This window comes from Flammeovirga sp. SJP92 (assembly GCF_001583495.1).
GTDB lineage: Bacteria > Bacteroidota > Bacteroidia > Cytophagales > Flammeovirgaceae > Flammeovirga.
The window spans coordinates 51,964-78,201 of record NZ_LQAQ01000099.1 but is presented as its reverse complement, the minus strand read 5'-3'; the positions used below and the strand labels follow the sequence as shown (position 1 = coordinate 78,201).

Here is a 26,238-nt window from a genome sequence, read left to right as displayed (position 1 = left end):
GATTTAGATTAGAAAGTAATGTCTACTCCAAAACCAAAGCTGTTTGTATTTGGCATTGAGAATCTTTCAAAAGATCCACCCATGTTATTGTTACCTTGTGAAGACTCAGGGTCAAAGTTTGGCAGTTCTGTCCATAATAAGATGTTTCTTGCAAACACAGACAAACCAACACTTGTTGTTCCTTTGATAATTTTTTGAGGGAACTTATACCCTACAGAAAGCTCTCTTAATTTTACAAACGAATTATCATAGATATACGCTTCATCGATATTACCCTCAACATTATCATATCTTCTTTGATAGGCTCCAGTATCAGATTCTCCACCTCTTTGAATATCATTTGGAGAACCGTCTGCTTTTTCACCAGGGTAAATAAATGGATTTGTTCTGTCTTCAGTTACCTGACTCACACCATAAAGGTTTACAAGACCGTTAGAACCTGAGTACATTTCACCTCCTTGCTTCCACTCAAAAGTGGCTCCTAATGTCCATGTCTTATAATTTAAAGTTGTTCCAAAACCTAAAATGAAATCAGGAGTTACATCTCCAATAATTTTAGCTGGACCTGCCATTGGTAAACCATAATCTGCTGAATTTGGATCCTCATCTACTAAAACTCCTCCATTAGGTCCTCTTTGGAAACTACTACCATAAATTACTGGGAAGGCAAACCCTGCTGCTGCTCTCACTTGAGGTGTTGTAAAACCTCCTAAGAAAATACTTTCCACACCGTCTGCTAACTCTTCTACTTTACTGATAATTCTAGAGTAGTTAAAGTCTAGTGACCAAGTCCAATCTTGATTCTGGATAGGAATGATATTCAATGTCACCTCATGTGCATTCGTATTGATCTTACCACCATTAGTTTCTAATTCTCCATAACCTGTTGAAGCTGTCAGAGGTACTGCAAAGATTTGATCCGTCACATCCTGTCTAGAATAAGTATAAGACAAGTTAATTCTATCGTTGAAGAACCCTAAGTCGGCACCTAATTCATAAGAAGCTGTATTCTGTGGCTTAAGGTTAGGGTCAAATAATTTATTATTTGGAGTGTATGAGTTTACATTGGCGTCATTAATTGCTAATGGATAACGGATAGGGAAAGGTCCTGATCCGAACCAGCCTCCACCATAAGTTGGTACAGCGTAGAAGTTTTCAAAATATTCACCTGCTTGACCAACCTGAGCCCATGAAGCTCTAATTTTCAATAATGAAACTTTATCAGCATTGTCCATAAAATCCATCTCACTCAATACTAAACTACCTGAAATTGATGGATAGAAGAAGTTTCTATTATTTCTAGGCATAGTAGAAACATAATCCGTACGACCTGTTGCTGTAAGAAATAATAAGCTCTTATATGAATAAGAAACACTAGCAAAGAAACCTACAGTACGTGTTCTTCTTTGTTCTTCTTGTGCTGAAATTACTTTTGTATTTTCAATATGTCTCCAGCCACCAAAGTTGAACTGCTGTCCTTCCTGAGTATATGTCTTTTTTCTTGTATCGTTTATTTCATTACCAACAATAGCACTAAGGTTATTATCTGAATTGATCTTCCAGTTATAATTAATGGTTGTCAATGAGTTCAAAATATTATTAGTAACACCTCTGTTTGTGATGTATCCTTCTGCCCCACGATGACCATATTCAAAAATATCCTGGAAGTGAGTAGTATAAGTATCTATTCCCAATTGGTATTTTACTCTGATATCCATATCGGGGTTGATGTCCGTTTCATATTGAATATAAGTATTACCAAAGAAACGGTCTGTTCTATCATTGAAGATATTATTATTCGCCGCCCAGTAAGGGTTATCAAATGTTTGAGATCTATAATAAATTTGCTCATACGGATTGTCTGGATTAGCAAACGGAATACCTTTCAAATCATAAGATGTTGGAGCTGCGTATACACCTGCTAAAGCCGCATCATTACCACCAGATAATTTATCAATATCAGTGTTGACATAGTTGGCAGAAACACCCACAGAAAAATAGTTGTTGACAGTAGCATCAAATTTACCTTTTGCATTCCACCTTTTCATTCCTGTAGATGGAGCAACACCATTTTGTGTTGTATTACCTAAACCGACACTATAGTTGGCACTTTCTGTTGATTGACTGACACTTACCGAAGTATTTACTGTAGTACCTGTTTCAAAATAATCACCAAAATTATCGTAAGTGTTTGGCTCTACCCATGGATCTAAGCCTGCTAATTCTCTTTGAGCAACAAAGTATTTCCCTGGCTGTCCTTGAGAGTTACCGCCTACATCAGGATCATCCGGTAATTCAGACATTGGAATACCCCAAGCTTGTGAACTATTAGAAACATATCTTCCTCCTGTACCTTGTGAATAAGTAGTTTGATATTTTGGCTTACGGGATACTGTTTCCCAACTGGTAAAGTTATTTATTCTCACCACTGGTTTTCCCATTTTGTTCCCTTTACCACTTTTAGTTTTAATGATGATTACACCATTAGAAGCTCTAATACCATAAAGCGCCGCGGCGGCTTGTCCTTTCAAAATATTGATACTTTCAATATCGTTAGGATCAATATCCACAGCTCTATTTGAAATATCACTACCAGTCACAGAACTACCTGTACTGAAATCTGGATTTGATGAAATAGGCATACCATCAATCACATATAAAGGAGCGTTATTTCCTGTAAAAGAACGTGCACCTCTAATGTTAATCTGAGTTGAGGCGCCCGGCATACCTGAAGACGGCTTAATGTCTACACCTGAAATCTTACCTTGCATTGATCCTGCTAAACCAGGATTACCTGTACGCTGCAGATCTTCTGTTTGTACTTCCTGAACAGCATATCCCAAAGACTTTTTGTCTTGTGTTTGCCCCATTGCAGTGACTACAACTTCATCTAGCTCCTCTGCATCTACTTCCAAAGGCACATCAATAACAGACTGTGTACCTACGGGTACTTCTTGAGAAGCATAACCAATAAAACTGAAAATCAGGACATCATCATTATCAACATCTAAGGTGAATTTACCGTCAAGGTTAGTAATTGTACCTTTTGAGGTTCCTTTTACCACTACTGTAACACCTGGTAAAGGCTCTCCTCCGTCAGAGACTGTACCGGTCACAGTACGCTCCTGACCATATGCTCCTACAAAGCTAATTGTAACAGCAATTAAGAGTAATAGTATTTTTTTCATAAAATAAGAAGAAATAATTGAGCTTTGAGTGGAGTAAGATGAAATAGTATTTATTAAAAGATTGAGAGGTTATCACAAGTACTAGGTAAATGTTTTTAGAAAGAAAATCACTTTCACCTATGTTAAAAATAGGGATGCATGATTGTTGATAATTTCTGGGTGCTTTTTCATATTAGATTTAAAATTCAATACCCGATTAGATTTACACTAGTATTTAAATAAAAGCTTCAATGAGAACTCCATCTCTTTCGTTTTGGATTTTTGTTTACTTCATATGACCTAATTGGATTTTTTTCAACTATGAAGAATCAAAAAAGAAATAGAAAAACTGTTGCTTCAAGGCAATGTGTAATTTTAATGTTAGACTTAATTATTGATAGAAGATACAGACTGTCTTCGTGCTTTATAAATTTAATCAATTCATTAACAGTTAAATAAACATTAACATCATTACTTAATGGAATACAATACTACATTGAATATGTACAAGTAAAAACCATCTCATAACAATGATTACATGTAATAAATGAGATAAAATAAACTATTAATCATCAAAAATTAAGTATTCTCATAACATTATAAAGAATTGAAGGCATGAGCAAATGTATCATTGCTTATAAAACACAATGCATCAATATTGGTTTTAACTTCAGAATAAACATGATAATGAGATTGGATAAATTTTTCATTCTACAGGCACTGATTGTTGTTAAAGTATTTGGGTTTTAATTTTCAGCATCAGTGCCTGCTACATTAATGAAATTAGCATAAGTACGTGTTATATTATAAACGATTATAACAGGTATAAAGGTAAATGTCTAGCAATCACAAAAAAAAGAGGTAACAACATAAAGATTGTTACCTCTTTTATTAGAATAGTGTAAAATGTTATGAATCATAAGTTTATTATAATATACTTTCAATTTCTTTATTTTTAAACTCAAAATTCAAGTTTTCATCCAATGATTTCACTTTTGTACTATTCAAAACTAGTGCTACACTTTCTCCCAATAATAATTTAAGTACAAAAACCGGAACGTTAGGCAACAACAAAGGACGCTGATAAAACTTGGCCACTCTTTTGGTCATTTCTTTATTGGTTAATGGAGTAGATGTCACTGCATTATAGACACCTTTCATCTTGTCATTATCTACTGAAAAAATGAGTAGACGGACAATGTCTTCCAAACTGATCCAAGACATCCACTGCTGTCCACTTCCAAGTGCGGCGCCAGCACCAAGTTTAATTGGTAATACTATCTTTTCTAACGCTCCTCCTTTATTGGACAAAACAACGCCTAATCTCAACTTTACCAATCGACTAACTGTTAAAATATCCATGGCATCTTCCCACTTTTTCACCACCTCAGCTAAAAAATCATTCCCTGCTTTTGAAGTCTCATCCAGCAAGTCATCACTTCTATCTCCATAATAACCAATAGCGGAAGCACAGACCACTGCTTTGGGAGGAATTTCCAATGCATTGATTGTCTCCATCAATAAAGTAGTGGCACCTACTCTGCTGTTTAAAATTTCCTCTTTTGCTTTTGATGTCCATCGTCCCTCTCCCACATTTTTTCCAGCTAAATGTATTACTACATCTACCCCGTCAAATGCTTTACTATCTATCATCTTATTGGGTATATCCCACTTGTACCGAGGAATTGTTTTATCTAAATCTTCTTTACGAGACAGCCATCCTACTTTATGACCACCTCTGATTAATGCTTTTGAAAGTTCTTTACCAATTAGGCCAGATCCTCCTGTAATAAGTATTTTCATAAATAGTTATTTTTAATACCAATATAACCAATTAATAAAGATGTTGTTTTGCTTTGTTTTGAATACTGATTAAGTTAGTGTCTCAATATAACACAACCTCCAATTCAATTAATTAAAACTTCAATATGATTAGACTCAACTCTTTACTAGGTGTTGTCCTTTTATTGATTTGTACTTGTTTCAATATATTCGCTCAAGAAACTTTTACAATCAACGGTGTTCGGGACGACAGGAGTAATTATTACGCTATCACTAACGCAACAATTCACATCTCCCCTTCGGAAAAATTAGAAAATGCCACACTTGTTATCAAGGAAGGCAAAATTATAAGTGTTAATAAAAGCAATGCTGTGCCAAAAGGAGCGGCGGAAATTAATGCGAAAGGAAAACATGTTTATGCCTCATTTATCGATGCCAATTCACATTATGGTATGCCCGGCGTGAAAAAAGGCAGTTTCTGGTCATGGACGAAACCTGAAAATATTGGACCTCAAAATCCTAAAGCCTATAATGCCAACGATGCGATAAGAGCTAATAATAATGCCGCTGAACTTTTTAAAAGTGATGACAAAAAAGCGGAGGCAATGCGTAAAATAGGTTTCGGTAGTGCTTTGACTTATCTACCTGATGGTGTGGCTAGAGGTACATCAGCTTTAATTACTTTCGGAAAAGGAAGAGCCAATACTTTAATTCTTGAAAACCAAGTAGGCGCTCATTATGCTTTTGACAAAGGTTCTTCGGCTCAAATGTACCCTGTTTCTACCATGGGTTATGTAGCACTTTTAAGACAGACTTATTATGATGCTCAATGGTATACTGAAGGTGGCAAAGAAAAATTTACAGACTTAACGTTGGAAGCATTTAATGCTACGCAATCTTTCCCTCAATTCTTCGATACCAAAGACCTTTTTGACTTGGAAAGAGCGGCTAAAGTTGGGAAAGAATTCAACAAAAAATATATCTACGTGGGTAATGGTGACGAATACCAAGATTTAGCTACCCTAAAGCAATTCCAGCCTTCTCTGATTATCCCTATCAGCTATCCTCAACCTATCAATGTTGTAGACCCAATTGATGCAATGAATGCTCCTTTCTCAGAAATGAAACACTGGGAATTGGCTCCTTCTAACTTAGCTATGCTTGAAAAGGAAGGATTTACATTTGCCATCACTGCTTCAAAGTTGGATTCAAAGACTTCATTTTTAAAGAATTTACGTTTGGCAGTTGAAAGAGGGCTTTCTGAAGAAAAAGCATTAGAAGCGCTTACAGTCACTCCTGCTCAGTATATCAATGCCTCTTCGAGATTAGGTACTTTAGAGCCTGGTAAAATCGCCAACTTCATTATCACTTCTGATAATATCTTTTCTAAAAAAGGAAAAGTACTTGAAAACTGGATCAGAGGTCATCAGTTTGTCATTGAAAAATGGACAAATGACGACTTGATTGGCAACTACGCTTTGAAAGTGAATAATACTACTTACACTCTTAAAGCATCAGGTGATAATCCTTCTGCTCCTAAGTGGAATGTTTCTATCAACGACTCCACAAAATTGGACACTAAAGCTACTTTACATCAAGGAATGATGACGTTAGCTTTTGCAGGTGACACTACTAAAAATGCACCTAAAATTCGTCTTTCGGGATGGGCTGATCAAAACGGTAATTTCAGTGGTGAAGGTAAAGACACTAAAGGCGAATGGGTGAAATGGACTGCGGTGAAAGCGGTGGCTTCTTCTGATAAAAAAGAGGATCAAAAGAAAGATAAAGAGGAAAAAGCCAATGTTCTTGGTGATGTTATCTATCCTTTCAGTGCTTATGGAAGCAAAGAAATTGCAAAACAAGAAGATATTTTAATAACAGGTGCTACAGTCTGGACCAATGAAAATGAAGGTGTTTTAGAAAACACTGATGTTTTGATTAAAGAAGGAAAAATTGTCAAAATAGGTAAAGGTTTAAAGGCTAGTAAAAAGACACGTGTGATTGACGGGAAAGGAAAACACCTTACAGCTGGAATTATTGATGAACACTCTCATATTGCCTTGTTCAGTGTGAACGATGTAGCTGTAATGTCTTCAATGGTAAGAATGGAAGATGTTGTCAACCCGAATGATGTAGACATTTACCGTCAATTGGCCGGTGGTGTTACTGCTGCACAATTACTTCACGGTTCTGCCAATCCTATCGGCGGTCAGTCTGCTATTGTTAAGATGAAATGGGGACACACTAACCCTGAAGAACTTCTTTTCCCGAATGCAAAACCTTTTATCAAATTTGCCTTGGGTGAAAATGTAAAACGTTCAAGCTGGCCAATGTCGCATCGTTTCCCTCAAACAAGAATGGGTGTTGAAGCGGTTTATAACGACGGTTTTGCTAGAGCAAGAGCTTACGATAAAGCTCATAAAGAATATGCCGGTCAAGGTCCAAAACCAAGAAAGGACCTCCAACTTGAAGCATTAGCACAGATCTTAAATGACGAGCGTTTTATTTCATGCCACTCTTATGTACAGTCAGAAATCAATATGCTGATGAAAGTAGCAGACAGCTTTGATTTCAGAGTAAATACTTTCACTCACATTTTGGAAGGCTATAAGGTAGCTGATAAAATGAAGAAACATGGAGCAGGTGCTTCCACTTTCTCAGATTGGTGGGCTTATAAATTTGAGGTCTATGAAGCTATTCCTCAAAATGCCGCGTTGATGACTTCTCAAGGTGTGACAGTTGCTATCAATTCTGATGACTCTGAAATGGGAAGAAGATTAAACCAAGAAGCAGCTAAAAGTGTAAAATACGCTGATATGTCAGAAGAGGAAGCATTAAAAATGGTCACGCTTAACCCTGCCAAATTACTTCAAATTGATGATCAAGTGGGATCAATCAAAGTTGGTAAATCTGCAGATGTGGTACTTTGGACAGATCATCCACTTTCTATTTATGCTAAGTCTGCTTACACTTTAGTAGACGGTACGGTGTATTTTTCATTAGAAAATGATGAGCAATTAAAAAAGGAAATGACAGCAGAACGTGCTCGCTTGGTGGCTAAAATGCAAGAGGCAATTAAAAACGGTGCAAAGCCAAAAGATGTTGCTCCAAAAATCAATCATCATATGCACTGTGATCACTTGCATTTAGATTAATACCACGTAGGGGTAGACCTATGTATCTACCCGAAAAAAAAGAAAAACTCATTCAACATGAAAAAAACATATTATATATTTTCTGTCATTTGTGGATTGCTTTTGTCGATCAACGCAAATGCACAGGTGCCAACACCAGCCAAGGCACAGTCTAAAGGTGTTGTGCTGAAAGGAGGAGAAATTCATGATGGGTTAGGAAAAGTAATTCCTAATGCTGTCATCGCTTTCAATGAGGGAAAAATCACCTTTATCGGTGAAAACTTTTCTGACGATAGCTATGAAGTAATTGATATTTCAGGTCAAAAGGTATACCCTGGTTTTGTACTGCCGACTTCAGAACTTGGATTAGTGGAAATTGAAGCGGTAAGTGCCTCTAATGATAATTATGAAACGGGTAAAATCAACCCTGAAGTACGTTCTGTCATTGCTTACAATACCGATTCACATGTTATCCCAACAGTGAGAAGCAACGGTGTTTTAGTAGAACAAGTTATGCCTAAGGGAGGTCTTTTCTCAGGCCGTTCTTCAGTAGTACAATTAGATGCTTGGAACTGGGAAGATGCTTTAATCAAGGAAAACGATGCTCAGCATTTACGTTGGCCAAGAAAGTATTACAGCCCTTCATGGACAAGCCCAGAAAAAGGTTTGATTATTTCGAAAAGCTATCATCAGCAAGTGGCTTTAATTGAGAAAACATTAAGAGACGCCGAAGCTTACAGTCAAGGTGAACCTACTCCTGTTCCTGATTTTCCTTTGGAAGCTATGAAGGAACTTTTCTCTGGAAAAGAACAACTTTTTATTCATGTAGATGAAGCAAAAAGTATTGTTGAGGCAGTGAAATTAGCTCAAAAGTATAATGTAAAAAACATTGTAGTGGTAGGTGGTACTGATGCCTGGTTAGTGGCAGATTTCTTAAAATCAAATGATATTCCGGTTCTAATGACTGACGTTCACAGCTTGCCTGTACGCGAACAGGATGATGTGGACCTGCCTTACAAAAGAGCTAAATTATTACAAGATGCTGGCTTGACAGTAGGGCTTACACATTCAAGTCCTTCCAATTCAAGAAACCTTCCTTTCTATGCTGGTACTGTAGCAGCTTATGGGGTGGAAAAAGAAGATGCTTTGAAGATGATCACTTCTAACACTGCCAAAATTCTTGGAATTGAGAAGCAATACGGTAGCCTTGAAGTAGGTAAATCAGCGACTATCATTGTCAGTGAAGGTGATGTATTGGATATGAGAACGAGTAAAATCAATCATGCATTTATTGATGGAAGACAGATTGATTTAAACAACAAGCACAGTATGTTGTACAAGAAATTCAAAGGGAAGTACGATAATCAGTAATCTTATTGGGGTCGTGGGGAGCTGTAGGGGTAGACCTATGTGTCTACCCGCTGATCCACCAATTAACACAAAAGGTCATAATTCTGTAAAATTATGACCTTTTGTGCTTCATGAAAATCTACGTTCATTGAATGTATTCATTGATTCAGCCATTCATTATCATTTATCTGATAAAATTATTAGACAAATTGACAGCGGGTAGACACATAGGTCTACCCCTACGGGTTATGCCTCAGGTGATGTTGTTACCTTGATTGAATCTTGTTTTGCTCTTTTCTTTTGAAGTTCTAATCTTCTTGCTTTTGCTTCTTCCCTTTTTTCCTTCAAAATACGTTCTCTTTCCCTTCTATCCTTTTCTCTCTGAATCAGATCAACGCTATCTACATATTTTTCAAGATAACCTCTTTTCACTTCTCCATTTACATATTTCTCCATCATCAAGCTGGCAATTGGCGCCGCCCAAGTACCACCAAAACCTGCATTTTCAACATATACAGCAATCGCGATCTTAGGATTATATAATGGAGCAAATCCCATAAATATGGAGTGGTCTTCACCGTGAGGGTTTTGAGCTGTACCTGTTTTACCACAGATTACAATATCAGGGCTGTAGGCTCTCTTTGCAGTACCAATGCGTGGCACTTCTGACATCGCTCTGGCAATATGATCTACATATTCAGGTTTTACATTCACCTTATGTTTTTCCTTATATTCCGGCAGTGGTCCTTCTCCTCCAACATCCTTAATGATATGAGGAGTATAATAATAACCTCGATTGGCGATGATTGCTCCTAAATTGGCCAATTGAATTGGCATAGCTAGCACCTCACCTTGCCCAATACTGATGGAGTGAATGGTACTGATTTTCCAGCCTCCACCTTTATAAATTCTATCGTATAATTTAGAACTTGGTACCAAACCACCTTTCTCATAAGGCATGTCCACCCCAAGCTTACGGCCTAAACCATATTCCATCACTTCTTCTTTCCATTCATCCAATGTCTTACGCAAAAGGTCCGACGTCTCATAACGTTTTCCTTCGTCGTTCAGCATTCTTCGGATCTCTTGATAATACCAAGGATTACAAGAGTTGACGATAGAACCAGAAACATTTAATGGTGATTTATGATCATGACAACCCACTAGATGTTTGTTACAATTGAAATAAGTTGTCAAGGTATCAACAGCTCTGCTCTGCAATCCAATCATAGCCATAACGGTTTTGAAAGTAGAACCCGGAGGATAACGAGATTGCATGGCTCTATTAAATAATGGTTTATCTTCATTTCTTGATAAGTCACTGTATATTTTTGAGACTCTTTTACCTTCTCCAGTCAATTCGTTAGGGTCATAAGAAGGTGCTGAAATCATGGCTAAAATCTCCCCTGTACTCGGATCAATAGCTACAATTGCACCTTTTTTCCTTCCCATTAACTGCTCTCCATAGGCTTGAAGATCTAAGTCAATAGAAGAAGTTAAAGTGGCTCCGACTCTAGGAATGGTATCAAACTTACCGTCTTCAAATTTACCTTTTGTGACACCTTTTACGTTTTTCATGATGTAGCTTACACCACGCTGTCCACGCAATTGCTCTTCGTAATATTTCTCTACACCACTTTTACCAATGAGGTCACCACTTTGGTAATATTTAGCTGTATCTTTCTGTAAAAAAGTTGACGAAACTTCCTTTACATAACCAAGTGCATTAGCTAAGCTTTTATGAGGATAAGAACGGATGGTTCTTGCTTGTATACTGAGTCCTTTATAAGAGATAATTCTATCCTGAATTTGAGCGTACTCCTGTTCTGTCAATTGCTTTTTGAAAATAGAAGGCTTATACCATGAATATCTTTTGGCTTTTTTGATATTGTCTCTGAACTCTTCCATAGAATAATCCAGCATTTCTGCTAAACCTGTAGAATCTTCTGGAGCAAGTTTGAAATATTTAGGTACGATCATGATATCAAATACCGCTGCATTAGAGGCCAATAGCTTCCCATTACGGTCATAAATCATACCGCGTAATGGGTATTCCACTACTCTTTCCACTATATTAGCTTCCGCTCTTGTTTTATAGTTTTTACTGAATACCTGAATATTCATCAACACTATAGCATAAGTGATAAACAGTACAGAAAAGCCAATGATGATATGCCAACGTCTTACTTCCATTCTTCCCCTTCGTTCTTCTTAATCTTCTAAAGCATTTGTAAGGAATGTGCTCTTCAGCGCCATCCATATCAGGAAGAAAGCAATACCCCAAACTAAATAGATGTGGTAAAAATCTTTCGTGTCCTTATATCTTGTTTCTTTGATTTCAGCTTTTTCGTATTGATCAATTTGATCAAAAATTGCTGTTAAAGCCTTATTGTTCGTAGCCCTAAAATACTTTCCTTTACCAATTTTTGCAATTTCTCTTAGAGCAGTTTCATCCAAATGTTGCTCAATATATCTAGGTCTGCCAAACATGTCTGTTCCGTAAGGTACTCTACCTTCTTTTCCTACACCAATAGCGTAAACTTTTACGCCATAACCATAGGCCAATTCAGCGGCTGTTTTGGGATCAATACTACCTGCCGTATTTTCACCATCTGAAAGTAAAATCGCTACTTTTGATTTCGTCTCGGACTCTCTCATACGGTTAATTGCCACGCCCAAAGCAGAACCAATCGCTGTTCCTGGCTCCTTGATCATATCGAAATTAATATCTCTGATCAAATTTTTCAGAAGACTATAATCCGTAGTCAATGGTGCATAGGAAATTGCTTCACCTGAAAAAATCACTAGACCAATTCTATCTTGAATTCTGCCATCAATAAACCGTGTAGCTACTTTTTTAGCTGCCTCCATTCTATTCGGTACAAAATCTTCAATTTTCATGGAATGGGAGATATCCAAAATTAGCATAATATCGATACCTTCCGTCCACTGTTCTACCTGTTCATTGGTCTTCTGAGGTCTTGCCAAAGCCACTAGCATTAATGCCATTGCAATGGAAAGTACTAATGGAGGTAAAAAACGTAATAAAGTACTCCAATCCACTTTTAAGTGTCCTTCAGGCAAAGCGACATCCAATTTCTGACGTACTCTATAGCGAAATAACCATCTTAATAAAAAGAGGAATGGTATACCTAAAATCCCGTATAAGAAAATAATATTTCCCCAATCGTACCCTTTTAAGACCGCAGGTGTAAACCAATCTAATGATAATATATTTTCGTACATGATTGTCTTCGTACTTAATCTTTTCTATTTCTTAAAAACAAATGCTCCTTCAGGCTTAGTCATTGCATATTCTTGCCCCTGTTTCGCCCATTCTTTCAATCCTTCTAGAACTGCTTTGGCTTCATCTTCACCTTGTCCTGCATAAATCACTCTATCCAGTACTTTCAACTGTGCTTCCAATTCTTTGGAATGTAAAGCCAGCCCTGCCTCTTTGGAGGTCATAGCTTGAATTGGAATAGCTATTACTGAAGCCATAAATGATTTCCAGATCACCACAGATTCTTCAACATTGTTGACGGTCATATCTCCATCCAAATGACTGCTGTAATTGTGTAAGAATTGAACATATCGTTTCTGAAGCTTTTTCTTTCTGTAGTATTCTTTGATTTTTCCACCAAAACCTAGTAAAACTACCAAGGCAATCACTACAAGAACTCCAATAAATATCAAGAGATAAGGATAATTGAATTCTTGATGCACTGGCACAAAATCAACATTGGCATACAACTGTGCAGAGTCTGGCATAACCTGAATCAGATCTTTGAAGAAGATACCATCCAGATTGGCCACTATTGAATCTTTTTCACCTTGATTATAAACCCAAACCGGTAATCCTAATTCATAAACTGAATCAATATCATAAGTAGACAAAGTATATTCTACACAATCCACACTTATGCCGTTGGTGGTTCTTGTTGGAAAATAGGTCTTATCTAACAGTTCAAATGGAGCAAAATTGAAAGTAGAATCAGGAAATAATACTTCTGCATCAGCGGAGTGCTCATAACGGAGAGTGTACTTCACCTCCTCACCCAACATAATACTGTCGGTACTAAATCGACCATAAGGAAGGTTTTCCTCCTCTTGTCCTACTACTACATTTGCTGTTAGTATGAATGCTATTAAAAGTATATTCGTTAAAATCTTATTCATTAGAATACGCATTATCAGTCACTCTAATTTTTATTTTTTTGATGCATTTCTGACTTTAAACAAGTTGATCAGTTTGGGTACATAGTCCTCCTGTGCATTGACAAAAAGGTAGTTGCCTCCATTTCTCCTGATCAGATCACTTAGAGCTATTCTATTTTTAGCATAAAACTTATCCAAGCGGTCTCTGAATTGTTTTGAAGAGGTATTGACCCAAATGGTTTTACCTGCCTCTTTGTCAAAAAGCGGTGCAATACCAATTCTTGGGAAAGTGGTTTCTCTGTCATCTCCCACATGAATTACAATCAAGTCATGTTTTCTACACAATGCCTTCAGATGTCTCTCGTAACCTTCATCCACAAAATCGGAGATAACAATTACAATGGTCTTTCTTTTCAGCATTGCCAACGCTTGGCCCAAGGCTCTGCCGATATTTGTTTTAGGTGATCGTGGTTTTAGTCTAAACAACTCACCAAACAGCTGGTAAGCATGCTTCTGTCCCTTATTGGGCTTCATATACCTTTCTTTATCATCAGAGAAACATAGTAGTCCAACTGAACTAGCTTCTTTGATGGCTGACAAGGACAATACACCTGTTATTTCTTTGGAGATATCTATTTTTTTCCTTCCCTGCTTACCAATATCCTGAGAGGCACTCACGTCCACTACAAAGAAAACACTTTGTTCTTTTTCTTCCTTAAATGTCTTGACAAAAGTTCCGTGTCCCTTTGCGCTTACATTCCAATCTATATGTCGGATGTCGTCTCCGTACTGATACAACCTCACATCGTCGAACTCCAAACCTGACCCTTTGAATACAGAGTGGTAATCGCCTTGCATATGCGAGTCAATCGCTTTTCTGATACGAATTTCGTAGCGTCTTAGCTTTTTGAGCAGTTCTTTCATTACAATTCGGTGTTTCTTCTTAACATTTTCTCTTTTCCGAGTTACCAAATTTAGTTCAACCATATTGTTGTGAACAACTTGAAAGCTCATTTAACACTATTTAACCACAATTTTGGCTGTGGTAACAAAATATGATTCCTGCATTTAAACACTTTGGGTATTTTTGCCTTTATGAAAAGAATATTTAATGTACTCGCATTAGGACTTTTACTTGTTAGTTGCGGTCCTGAAAAACCACAAGCTCCGGCGGATTTAGTTCCAAAAGACAAAATGGTTGAAGTATTGATAGATCTATACAAAGCTGAGGCAACAGTGTCTACGCAACATCTTCCAAAAGATGAAGCAATGAACGCTTACCTTCAATTGGAAAGTGGAATATACTCTAAAAACAGTATTGATTCTGCAACTTTCAATAAAAGCTATGCTTACTACTTAAAAGAGGATGTTGAAGCTGCAGCTGAAATCCAAAAGCAAGTAGTTGAAAAATTAAAGCAAGTCAAAGAAGAACTTGCTCAAGCGGCTGGCGGTAAACCGAAAAAGTAATTCATTGAAGTCCATTGGTCGTAATACTAATGAGGCTTCATCAATATACCAAAGAGAGAGCTTATGCAAGTTTATAAACTCATTGAATATGGGCTTTAATCTTGTGTAATCTCTTTTTCGAGGTCTTTTTTAAGTATCTTAAGTTAAAGAAGGCTTTTAGGCACCTTTGAGTGCCTTTTTCTGTTTATATCAAATTGAGTATCAAAAAGCAATTCACTCTTGATATACTCAAAATTATGGAATCACAAGATCACTCATAAATGTCTATTAAAACATTATTAGTCACCCCTCCACTTACTCAGTTAAATACTCCATACCCTGCTACTGCGTATCTGAAAGGTTTTTTGAGAGAAAAAAACATCGATACTTTCCAAGTGGATCTGGGATTAGAATTAGTATTAAAAATCTTTAGTGAAGAAGGACTTTCCTCTTTATTTGATGAAGCTGAAGAAGTAATCGGTGATTGCTCTGATAATGTGCAGAGAATATTTATGCTTCAAGATGATTATCTAGAAACCATCACTCCTGTTGTTCGTTTTCTTCAAAACAAGGACAATACACTTGCCCATAGCATTTGCCAAGATAATTTTCTGCCAAGAGCAAAAAGATTTCAGCAGGTCAACAATGTCGACTGGACTTTTGGTACCATGGGTATTAATGACAAAGCAAGATATCTAGCTACTTTGTACCTTGAAGATCTGGGTGATTTTATTATTGAAGCTATTACTGAAGATTTTGGTTTCAGCAGATATGCCGAACGTATAGCAATGTCGGCTACTAACTTCTCTCCTATTGAAGAAGCGCTTCAGCAACCTTCCCATATTCTTGATCAGTGGTTGTTAGAAATTCTTGAAGAAAAAATTAAGCTTTGCAATCCTGATCTTGTAGCACTGACTGTACCTTTCCCAGGCAACCTTTATGGTGCATTAAAATGTGGCAAATACATCAAAGAAAACTATCCTGAAATAAGAGTGGCTATGGGCGGAGGCTATCCTAATACTGAATTAAGATCGCTTCAAGACAAAAGAGTATTTGAATACCTCGATTTTATCACTCTTGACGATGGAGAAGGGCCGTTGATCAACCTTCTGAAATACTTGGATGATAAAATATCAGATCAACAATTACAGCGTACTTTTCTAATGAATGAAAAAGGGGAACTGCAGTTTATCGATCAAAAAGTGCAAAGTGTTATTCCACATTCTGAAGTAGGAACACCAGATTACTCTGATTTACTCTTAGATCAATACCTTTCTGTAATTGATGTAGCCAACCCTATGCACCGCCTTTGGAACGACGGTAGATGGAACAAACTTACTGTTGCTCATGGGTGCTATTGGAAAAAATGTACTTTCTGTGATATTTCCCTTGATTATATTGGAAGATATGATCCTGCTCCTGCGAATTTGATTGTAGACAGAATTGAGAGAATTGTAGCTGAAACAGGTCAAACTGGATTTCACTTTGTAGATGAGGCCGCACCTCCTTTGGCATTAAGAGACATTGCCATAGAGTTGATTCGAAGAGGAACGAAAATTACTTGGTGGGGCAATATCCGTTTTGAGAAAACCTTCACACCTGACCTTTGTAAACTGTTAGAACTTTCGGGTTGTGTTGCAGTTTCTGGAGGTATTGAAGTAGCCTCAGATCGACTGCTTCAATTAATGAAAAAAGGAGTTTCAGTAAAACAAGCAGCACAGGTTACAAGAGCATTCAGTGAAGCCGGTATTATGGTGCACGCCTACTTGATGTATGGCTTCCCAACACAAACGAATCAAGAAACAATTGACTCATTGGAAGTGGTGCGCCAGATGTTTAGCAATCATTGTTTGCACTCTGGTTTCTGGCATCAATTTGCCATGACAGCTCACGCTCCTGTCGGTTTAGATCCAGAGGTTTATAAGGTGGAACAAAAAGAGTTTGAATTTGAAGGATTTGCTTGGAATGATCTTCCTCACAAAGACCCAACAGGGGCAAAACATACACGATTCAGCGAAGGTTTAAAAGCTTCTATCTTCAATTATATGCATGGTGTTGAGTTAGATCTTCCTGTTCATAGATGGTTTAATTTCTCAACTTCTCCTACTACATTAGCTCCTAGTCTTATTGAAGAATATTTAGCTGAGACAGGTAAAGAAGATCATGAACTGTCAAAACATTCATTGATTTGGCTAGGCAAAGCTCCAATGCTGGAAATAGATGAAGAAGAAGATCTAGGGCAACTTATTTTTATCAATAAGAAAGAAGATTTAGAAATAGAATGTCATCCTATCTTAGCAGAATGGGTGGCCAACAACATTGAATCTTTCAGCATTTATAATGAAGAAGGGTTCTTAAAAATTGAAGAAGTGGCCGAAGCTTTTGAAGAAGAAACTGGGTTTGCTTTTATTGATTTCACAGAAAGCGAAGTCTGGAAAACACTGAGGGAAAATGGACTTTTAGTGATAAGACTTTAGTTTTTAGATATAAAGAAAAAGTCTGTCAACTCCATAATAAAGCGAATTGACAGACTTTTTTGTGTAATATATGTTTGAATACGCAGTAAACTGAATTTATGACTATTTCTAGTATTTAGATTTTTGGCTTCGCTTACCTTGTCCTTAATCTACTTTTTGAATTTTTCCAGATCCACTCACTTCAGTTTGTACATCTGTTGGATTTCCTTTATAAAGAATATTCCCACTTCCTGACACTTTTGCGTATAATTTATCATTACAGGTAAATGATATTGAACCAGAACCAGAACTTTGTGCATCAACATCAGAAGAAATCAAATTGTAATCAGAAATATTTCCAGAACCTGATACTCTAGCGGTAAAAGTAGAAGACATACCTTGCAACTGCACATTACCGGAACCTGAAACATTTGCAGATAAATTTCTCACCGTAATGTCATCAATTAAAGCTGAACCACTACCTGATACATCTACATTCATCGTAGTAAAAACATCATCAAAACCTGATATATCAATAGTGCGACTTCCTGATACTTTTGTAGAAAATGAACCGTCTCCTGACACTGGTTCGGTAACAGTTACATTAGCAGAACCTGAAACATCTGCCTTGTTTATTTCTGGAATAATGATGTGTAACTTAAAATCGTATCTTGAGATATTTGAGTTGAGTCTGATTTTCCAAACTCCATTTACAACTTCTCTGGACAGTGCATTAATCACGTTCTGTTGCTATTCTATATAAACTTTTTGTTCTGGGCCATGCTCTACAAAAACTTGGCCTGCAACTCCAGCTTCTATCCCATTAAAATAATCGATATTGAGCTCTTCATTAACCACTGGACCTTCACCTTTTTCATTACAAGAAAAGGTAAATCCAATAAGAAGCGTGAAAAGAAAGAAATTAATTAGGTTTTTCATGATTGATAATTTGTTTAGATACAAACTTATATTCTATCAAGCTATATCACAAAGAAACCTTATCATTTTGAGAATTGTTAAGTCCAGTCAATGACAATTACTCTTGTAGATAAGGATTTAAAATATAACCCGCTTCACCAGTAATTAATTCATAATTGACTCTTCTCAAATTTCCTGTGGGATAAGCATTAGAATCTTCATATCCATAAAGTGGATATGTTCTTTGAATACCGCTTGATGTGAAATCAATTTCATCATGCCCCATATATCCTACCGATAAATCATCATTGTCTGTAATGGACTGAATATAAATTTTACCATAACTCTCATCATTAAAAGAAGCTATACCCAACAGCCTGATATAGCCACCTGAGCCGGCGGTTCTAACAGCTATATAAAATTCCTCGAATCCATCACTGTTCAAATCAATTACATAAAATTGTTCTATAGGATCTACTCCTTCAAATGTGAGTATTTCATTGGAATTAGGAAAATTCATGCCCTGTATTGTAATATTACTAACACTTTTGGATAACTTTTCTTCCGTTAATGTGAATAACATTCCTGATTTGGTTTCAATACTGTGGTTAACAATTTCAGGAATTATATCAATTGAAGAGTTATCAACAGTTTTCTTTTGCTTGCTGGTTTTAACATGATCACAACTGATTGAAATCAAGGTAAAAAATGACATTATCAACAGTTTATACATAGTTCTTAGGATTGTGAATAAATCGGTTTTAAAGTTATTACTACAATATTAGCAAATTATGTGAATTAGTGCTCGATGATTTTGAATAAAAGACAAAAAAAGAAAGTTACCAACAACACGTGTTGATAACTTTCTTTTTTATGAAATCTCTAAGATTTTATAATTATAAAGTTATTCACATTACATTACCATCATTTCAAGATAGAAAAGAGAAATACCGCCTAGGTATCCGATCGCTGCAATCCAGCCAATTTTTCTCAAATACCATAAAAAGCTGATTCTTTCCATTCCCATTGCCGCTACACCCGAAGCTGATCCAATAATTAGAATACTACCACCTGTACCTGATGCATAAGCTAACATTTCCCAGAATTTTCCATCCACTACAAAATTGGCCATCTCACCTGTTGCACCAGGTTCAGCAATTGGGTACATTCCCATAAATGCCGCTACAATTGGCACGTTATCCACAACAGCTGATAGAACACCGATTATTGTATTTTGGAAATAAATATCAGTAAAATGTTCCTGCATAAAACCCGCCATTACGTTCAAATGACCTGCAGAACTCAATGCACCTACTGCCAATAGAATTCCCATTAGAAATAATACAGTAGGCATATCAATTTTAGTTAAAATTCTACCAACATTTAAGCGTCTCTTATCTTCTAGTGTTTTTGAGTGAAGCTTGAAATCAGTTAAGAACCACATTGCTCCTAAACCTAATAGCATTCCAATGAAAGGAGGTAAATGAGTGTAAGATTTGATAACGGGCACCGCCAATAAAGCTACAATACCCATGATCAAAACAATGAGTCTATCACGTAAAGGAATAAAAGCTTTGTGTTCATCTTCTTCCAATTGTGGAGGATCAATTTCTCCCTTAAGTTTCAAGCATAAAATACCCAACGGAATTAACATAGCGACCAAAGACGGAAGGAAGATTTCCTCAATAATTTTCAAAGCTGTGATCTGCCCGCCAATCCAAAGCATGATGGTCGTAACATCACCAATTGGCGACCATGCACCACCTGCATTAGCTGCAACAACTACCATACTGGCAAAATACCAGCGAGTTTCATCATCTTTGATTAGTTTGTTCAGCACTGCCACTATTACAATTGTTGTGGTTAAGTTGTCTAACGCTGCAGAAAGAAAGAAAGTAAGGAACGACATGATAGCCAATAATTTCGGCTTATTCGTTACTGTAATTCTGTTGGTAATTACCCTAAATCCCTGATACTCATCAATGACTTCCACAATGGTCATTGCACCCATTAGGAAAAAGACAATAGATGCAATCTCTGAAAGGTGCTCTGTTAATTCATGATGGACTAAAAAGTGAGTAATAGATTCTTCAGATGAGTTGTTTCCATCTGCTAACCATAGTTTCCATGACTCACTGAAACCCAGTTCTAAAATTTCTTGAGCACCTATGGCATAGAGGGCCCAAAGTCCTGCTCCCATTATCAAAGCAGTAGCCGCTTTATTGATATGAGTATTGTGTTCTAACACAATTAATAGATAACCGAAAACAAATATTTCGATCATTAAATAGTACATCATCATTAATAGGTGTTTAGATTAAAATGAAAGCAATAGCCAAATTAGTTGAAGATTTTTGATTGAGGTAGTTTTACAATAAAAAACTCTTAATGCTGCAAAATTACTATTAAATAATGCATATCAATATTTATTCAGTACAAATCTTAAAATTTTATAAAAAAATCCTCACAAGGCATTACTGCAATGTGAGGATTTTATTGACTCAATATTTATTAGGTAAGTGGTTTAAACTTCAAATCCAACCACTAGAATATCATCTACCTGGGATGTGAAATGGTCTTCCTGACTCATCCACTTTTCAAGGGTATTTGTGATCTTATTCTTTTGGTCTTCCATAGAAGCTCCTAATGACGTATCTCTTAGCAACTCTCTGAATTTTTTCACCATGAACTTCTTATTTTCACCTCCACCTGTCTGATCTTGATAACCATCAGAGAAGAGATAAAACTTAGTGCCCTCGGTTGGAATTACATGAGATTTGAATTGAGGTGTTGTTCTCTTATAATTTCCACCAATTGAGAAACTATCACCTTTCACTTTTATTACTTTACCGTCTTTTACGTAAACTAACGGGTTCTTTGCTCCAGCAAAAGTAAGTTCACCTTTCTTCTTATCAATACGCACCAAAGAGACATCCATACCGTCCATATTGGCATTCATTTTCTGTTTCAGAATTTCAGAAACTTTTTTATCAGCTTCCAAAAGAATGTCTTTTGGATCACTTACTCCTTCTAAACTTACAATTTCTGTCAGCACTTCATTTCCCAACATACTTAAGAACCCACCTGGTACACCATGTCCTGTACAATCACAAGCGGCTAAGTATAAGATATCATCTTTCTCATGCGACCAATAAAAGTCACCACTTACAATATCTCTTGGCTTATAGAAAATGAACAAATCTTTCAGTACTTTTTTCAACTGGTTTGTATTAGGAAGCATCGCATCTTGAATTCTCTTTGCATAATTGATACTTGCCTTTGTATTCTCATGGGCTTTCTCAATTATGTTAGACTGCATTTTTACAGTTTCAAGTGTCGTAGACAACTCTTCTGTAAGAGCCGTCAGCTCTGTATTAGCCTCAGAGAGTTCATGTGTTCTTTGATCTACTCTTCTTTCCAACATCACATTTTGCTCTTTGATCAAAGTTTCATTCTGTTGTAAAGCTTCCAATACATCTAATTGAGCTTGTTCTTTCTCTTCTTTTAGTGTTTTCAACTTATCTGCTAAAGCAAAAGAAAGGAATAATACTTCTATACCTGAACCTATTTGCATAGGATTTAAATACATACTCACTTCCAAAATATTCACGCTTTCTAAAATGGCTGCAATAAAACCAGCATTCAATGCACCCCAAGCTATTAAATAATACTTAGCAGGTTTGTATCCTCTCTTATAAGAAATTAAACTCGCTATTAGTAGTAAAAATCCTAAAGTAAGAAGTCCAGCCTGAGACATCATCAGTGCTTCTACTTTATAGCCTAAGAGAATACTTGCAATAATAATGAAGCCCCAGATGATATAAAGCGTAAAACCTTTGTTGACAAAAGAAGGCAACGTATCTCCTTTGATAAACTTCTTTGTGAAAATTACCGCAGTGATTTGTGTAAATGCAGAGCTAATGACCACAAACTCATTAATGATTGGTGTTTGAGGCCATAAATATTCAAACATATAACCAAATACAGCGGCCATAAATACGGTGATACTCAACACGTAACAAACATATACTAAGTAAATGTTATCTCTTGTAGAGTACCAAACAAAAAAGTTATAGAAGAACATCAAGAGCATAAACCCAAAGTAAATACCTTGGTAAAAGTCAAAGTCGTGCTCAAATGCCGCGAAATCTGTAATTGTTCCTGCTCTTAATGGAAAGAATAAAGGCTGAAGAGATGACACTTTTAGATAAACAGTAGAATTTTGTGGTTCGGTTAATCGAAATACAAAATTTCCCATATCTACTTCTCTTGAAGCAAAAGAATACGCATCTCCTGTTTTTACTGTTTTCAGCAACAAACCATCTTTACTTACTTCATAAAAATGCAATGTATCTAAAAAGGCACTACCTACTTCAATATAATTATGCTCAGGGTCCAACACATCCGTCTCAAACTTGACCCAATAAGCCGACTTTGTAGACTGGAAATTCGGAATTTCCTGATTATAAAATTTGAATAGGTGATCCTTATTCCCTGAAATTACATCCATTTCTGTAAAAGAGTGGGATGCATCTTCAAAGATCATCACTCGAGTACCAATATTCTCAAACGTTGGCTGTTCTGCAGAAGCATCATAGCCGATTAAAATTAAAAATAGTAGTAACAAGTAGGTAAATCGTGCTGGTAAAAACATAAAAAGAGAATTAAAAAAAATGAGTGCGTTGCGTTATTCTTCAATAACTCCTAAGAGAGCGTGTTGTCGTTCTATGGACTTTTGTAAACTATTTGTTAGTATTTTATCTGCAGCTTGTATACCTGAGATAACTGTTCCTTCCATATAGCCTACGTTCAATCCAAAATTGATCCAATCTCCCGTAAAGTAAAGGTTTTTATATTCGGTTTCATCCGTTTTCAACCTATATTTATTGGTTCCGGGCTGTGCTAACACATAATGCATGCATGGATCCATGTTGGTTACAAAACATTGGTTGTCATATTTCACCATCGGATCAGCATCCATGTTCTTATCACATAACAATGAATAATCAAATTTGTTCCCCTTCATTGCTTTTGGCCAGAACCAGCCCATGTAGTTATCCATCCAGTCTTGTGAGACTTTTTTCAATAGAGCGACCTGCTCCTTTGGATAATTGGTATTGCTTCTAGGAGGTTCAGGATAATTGGTTGGCCAAGTTCCACACCAGTAACTAATTTGCTTAGCTTCAGATTCTGGCTTCCAATTTTCATATGGAGCAATGTATGTCATGGATGTCCATGAATACAATGGGTCTTCGTAAATAACAGTATTGGCATAAGAGCCTTCCTTCATACCCCATTCTCCAAGGTCCATTCCTAAACCTTCAATATCTTTATTCAACCAGAATTGAACGTTGAGTGTAGCGGTAGCTTTTACCTTCTCCACCATATTTTTCCATTTTGGTTTCTTTTCCATGATTTCTGAACAGATATACTCTAATGGCTTTATAGATGTAGCCAATACAGCAATGTCGAAATCTTCTCCTTTCTTCAGCTCAAGAGACTCAACGTTTTCCCAACCTGACCAATGTGATTCTATATCAATATTTTTCTCTTTGATCTCTGCCGCCTGTGCTTCATTAATCTGAGATAAGTCAGGGTGAAGTGTCCATTGGAATAATCCTTTCTGCTTCACTAATGGTTGATACTTTGTTAGACCATCTTTCAAATCCACTTGCTTTCCAACAATAATCTCTTCGATTTCATCCGTCTCAGAATATTTTACTTCATCTAAATGATGGAAGAAATGGAAATTGACTCCTCTGTCTTCTAATGCAACATAAAGTGGGGCTGTAAAAGTTCCCCCAGTACCACCTCTTAAGTTCCAAACGAAGCTTCCTTTGTAGCTTGGAATCATCAACATCATTCGTACTGATATATCTGCTGCCACAGTTCCTTTTTCTCCATTGTACTTATTGGCAAATGTACCTTTGTACAAGAACCTCACGATAGCAGAGTTAATCACCTGCTCACTTGCGCCGTTCATTCTCAACCAGTCTGAGAAATCATAGCTATTGATGTTTTCCCAATCGTATTTTCCTGTCTCAACATTGTAAACGTCCTTGAAAACACCTTCAATACAAACGAGCGACAACTGTACTATTTCTGAAATTCTTCTAAGATGATTTCCTCTAAAAAGAAATTTGAAGAACCATGTGTTCAACAGCTTTACTATTCTATCTGAATATTTAATCAGATCATCTACAAGGTCTACTCTGTCATCCAGGCGTTCTAATTCATCTATTTTTTCTTCTAGTGTTTTAAAACGTTTTGTATGATTATATTTTCCTTCTTTGATACTTAATTTTTTAGCAAAACGCAATGCAAGCTTTTCTAAAGCTGAATACTTCTTAACTTTCTCTGCGGCAATCGGTTGATCAAAGAAAAGATGAGCAAGCAAGTCATTCCAGAATCCTACCTTTCCTGATGCATTCTCTTGATACGGTGACCCAATCAGCACTTCCAACCCCAAAGCCACAAACTCTTTAATCAAAACAGAAGAACTTACCGGTGCACCTGAACCTGGTACTCTATCATTATTAGGAAAAACAAATGGCCAGTCAATCCAGTTCCCATTTTTATCTTTTTCCACCATAGAAGTCACAGGGTTTGGATTAAATCCGTCTCTCCATGTCTGAAATGCACCATCAGGGTTCAGATTATGTTCTGCTATGTACTCATAAACTTCTTGTACCATTCTGAAGGCGTTGTCGTACCAGCCTTGGAACATATGAATACCTCTCTCTTCTACTCTTCCTTCTTCACCCAATCCTGTTGTAGCTTTTCCTCCACATCTCCATCCAGATTGATAAAGATGAATCTCATATTGGTCTTGCCAGTTTTTAATGCTTGATAGTTCCCAAGCTGTTGTTAATCCAGAGATACCTCCTCCGAAAATTGCAATTTTCTTTTTAGTCATAGTATTTAAATTTGGGGATAGGTTACCTTATTGTCGACGATAAATTTTTCGAGTTCAGGAATGTCTAATAATTCTGATATATATGAATAGATCTTTTTAAGATTTCTCTTTATGATCAGTTTATCCAAAACATAGGACATCAGCGTACCAATATCAAAACCGATATCAAGTACGTTGAGCATATCTTTGAACTTTAAAGGGTAATTTTCAGGGTATAAATCTTTTATCTTCACCAAAATATCAACAGCAGGCAAGCGAGGATTAGCAAGTATTTTACCAATACTTCCAAAGATTTCTGTTTCTCCCTCTACCATTACTTCAGCATAGAGCAAACGATCCAAAACTTCATTTATAAAGTACTGTTCAATCCATGACTCTTTCTCAGCCATGTCTTTATATTCAATATATCCATGAATAATACTTGTATTGTGGGCTTTATACCAATTGCTTGAACATGGATTTTTGAGATAGTCCACCCACCTTTGAACAGGCTGAGGAAGCTCAACATTTTCTAATTTTTGTTCGAAGACGTAGGAACCTAATACAGAATAATAGATAAATTTAAGATTAACGTTATACCACCAACGAGCGTGATATTCCGCTGCCAGTACTCCTCTTTCTACTTCCCACTCTAAAAAATCAATTTCAGAATTACCGAAACCGTATTGATTTCCATCAGCAAAACCATATTTTAAGTAATACTCCTTTCTTGAGGTTAACCTTTCTTCAGGACTATTCTTGATAGTATCAATATAGGCCATCGCTTTTAGCTCCAAAGATTGAAAGTCAGAGAGTTGGTGCTCAGTCAAGTTCATGATAAGTTAAAAAAAGTAGTTCATAGTCTGAATGTAAGTCTAATGTAAGCATATTTCTGGAATTATTTAAGTCCTACAAAAAACTTCTTTCAAAAT

Annotated in this window: 17 protein-coding genes; 4 read left to right on the top strand and 13 right to left on the bottom strand. The window is 36.5% G+C overall.

Features of this window, described 5'->3' with window-relative positions; translation table 11 throughout:
• Window positions 1-8 precede the first annotated feature (8 nt).
• Window positions 9-3,188 carry a SusC/RagA family TonB-linked outer membrane protein gene (locus AVL50_RS25565; protein WP_062619766.1) on the bottom strand — a complete coding sequence of 1,060 codons (3,180 nt, stop codon included), beginning with the start codon at window positions 3,186-3,188 and terminating at the stop codon, window positions 9-11.
• A 906-nt stretch (window positions 3,189-4,094) separates the two neighbouring features.
• Window positions 4,095-4,970 carry a TIGR01777 family oxidoreductase gene (locus AVL50_RS25560; protein ID WP_062619764.1) on the bottom strand — a complete coding sequence of 292 codons (876 nt, stop codon included), beginning with the start codon at window positions 4,968-4,970 and terminating at the stop codon, window positions 4,095-4,097.
• A 125-nt stretch (window positions 4,971-5,095) separates the two neighbouring features.
• Between AVL50_RS25560 and AVL50_RS25555 the strand changes: the two genes are divergently transcribed.
• Window positions 5,096-8,104 carry an amidohydrolase family protein gene (locus AVL50_RS25555; protein WP_062619763.1) on the top strand — a complete coding sequence of 1,003 codons (3,009 nt, stop codon included), beginning with the start codon at window positions 5,096-5,098 and terminating at the stop codon, window positions 8,102-8,104.
• 57 nt (window positions 8,105-8,161) lie between these two features.
• The gene (locus AVL50_RS25550) at window positions 8,162-9,454 is read left to right on the top strand and encodes an amidohydrolase family protein (protein ID WP_062619761.1); all 1,293 of its coding nucleotides are present in this window, start codon (window positions 8,162-8,164) and stop codon (window positions 9,452-9,454) included.
• 225 nt (window positions 9,455-9,679) lie between these two features.
• Here AVL50_RS25550 and mrdA read toward each other — a convergent pair whose 3' ends face one another.
• From mrdA to AVL50_RS25530, 4 genes are read right to left on the bottom strand one after another with little or no spacing between them, the layout of a single operon-like run.
• Window positions 9,680-11,626, bottom strand: a complete 1,947-nt coding sequence (gene mrdA / locus AVL50_RS25545) for a penicillin-binding protein 2 (protein ID WP_063850918.1) — start codon at window positions 11,624-11,626, stop codon at window positions 9,680-9,682.
• 18 nt (window positions 11,627-11,644) lie between these two features.
• Window positions 11,645-12,679: a VWA domain-containing protein gene (locus tag AVL50_RS25540; protein WP_062619760.1), complete on the bottom strand. Its 1,035-nt coding sequence runs from the start codon at window positions 12,677-12,679 to the stop codon at window positions 11,645-11,647.
• A gap of 24 nt (window positions 12,680-12,703) precedes the next feature.
• A complete protein-coding gene (locus tag AVL50_RS25535) occupies window positions 12,704-13,612 on the bottom strand; it encodes a hypothetical protein (protein WP_062619758.1) in 909 nt (302 codons plus the stop codon).
• A 30-nt stretch (window positions 13,613-13,642) separates the two neighbouring features.
• Complete coding sequence (locus AVL50_RS25530; protein WP_044207638.1) at window positions 13,643-14,515, bottom strand: DUF58 domain-containing protein; 873 nt, start codon at window positions 14,513-14,515, stop codon at window positions 13,643-13,645.
• 171 nt (window positions 14,516-14,686) lie between these two features.
• Between AVL50_RS25530 and AVL50_RS25525 the strand changes: the two genes are divergently transcribed.
• Entirely contained in the window at window positions 14,687-15,058 is a 372-nt protein-coding gene (locus AVL50_RS25525; protein WP_062619757.1) for a DUF4296 domain-containing protein, read from the top strand.
• Window positions 15,059-15,318: 260 nt separating this feature from the next.
• The gene (locus AVL50_RS25520; RefSeq protein ID WP_062619755.1) at window positions 15,319-17,514 is read left to right on the top strand and encodes a radical SAM protein; all 2,196 of its coding nucleotides are present in this window, start codon (window positions 15,319-15,321) and stop codon (window positions 17,512-17,514) included.
• A 144-nt stretch (window positions 17,515-17,658) separates the two neighbouring features.
• Here the strand turns inward: AVL50_RS25520 and AVL50_RS25515 are convergent, their stop codons facing one another.
• From AVL50_RS25515 to AVL50_RS25485, 7 genes are all read right to left on the bottom strand, one after another.
• Complete coding sequence (locus AVL50_RS25515; protein WP_062619750.1) at window positions 17,659-18,234, bottom strand: GIN domain-containing protein; 576 nt, start codon at window positions 18,232-18,234, stop codon at window positions 17,659-17,661.
• 9 nt (window positions 18,235-18,243) lie between these two features.
• Window positions 18,244-18,432: a hypothetical protein gene (locus AVL50_RS25510; protein ID WP_062619748.1), complete on the bottom strand. Its 189-nt coding sequence runs from the start codon at window positions 18,430-18,432 to the stop codon at window positions 18,244-18,246.
• 97 nt (window positions 18,433-18,529) lie between these two features.
• Entirely contained in the window at window positions 18,530-19,126 is a 597-nt protein-coding gene (locus AVL50_RS25505) for a hypothetical protein (protein WP_062619746.1), read from the bottom strand.
• A 198-nt stretch (window positions 19,127-19,324) separates the two neighbouring features.
• Window positions 19,325-20,695: a sodium:proton antiporter NhaD gene (gene nhaD / locus AVL50_RS25500; protein ID WP_253764325.1), complete on the bottom strand. Its 1,371-nt coding sequence runs from the start codon at window positions 20,693-20,695 to the stop codon at window positions 19,325-19,327.
• Window positions 20,696-20,935: 240 nt separating this feature from the next.
• On the bottom strand, window positions 20,936-23,065 hold the full coding sequence (locus AVL50_RS25495) for a 7TM diverse intracellular signaling domain-containing protein (protein WP_062619743.1): 2,130 nt from the start codon (window positions 23,063-23,065) through the stop codon (window positions 20,936-20,938).
• A gap of 33 nt (window positions 23,066-23,098) precedes the next feature.
• Window positions 23,099-25,327 carry an FAD/NAD(P)-binding protein gene (locus tag AVL50_RS25490; RefSeq protein WP_062619740.1) on the bottom strand — a complete coding sequence of 743 codons (2,229 nt, stop codon included), beginning with the start codon at window positions 25,325-25,327 and terminating at the stop codon, window positions 23,099-23,101.
• Between the two features lie 5 nt (window positions 25,328-25,332).
• Window positions 25,333-26,142 carry a hypothetical protein gene (locus AVL50_RS25485; RefSeq protein ID WP_062619738.1) on the bottom strand — a complete coding sequence of 270 codons (810 nt, stop codon included), beginning with the start codon at window positions 26,140-26,142 and terminating at the stop codon, window positions 25,333-25,335.
• Between the last annotated feature and the right edge of the window lie 96 nt (window positions 26,143-26,238).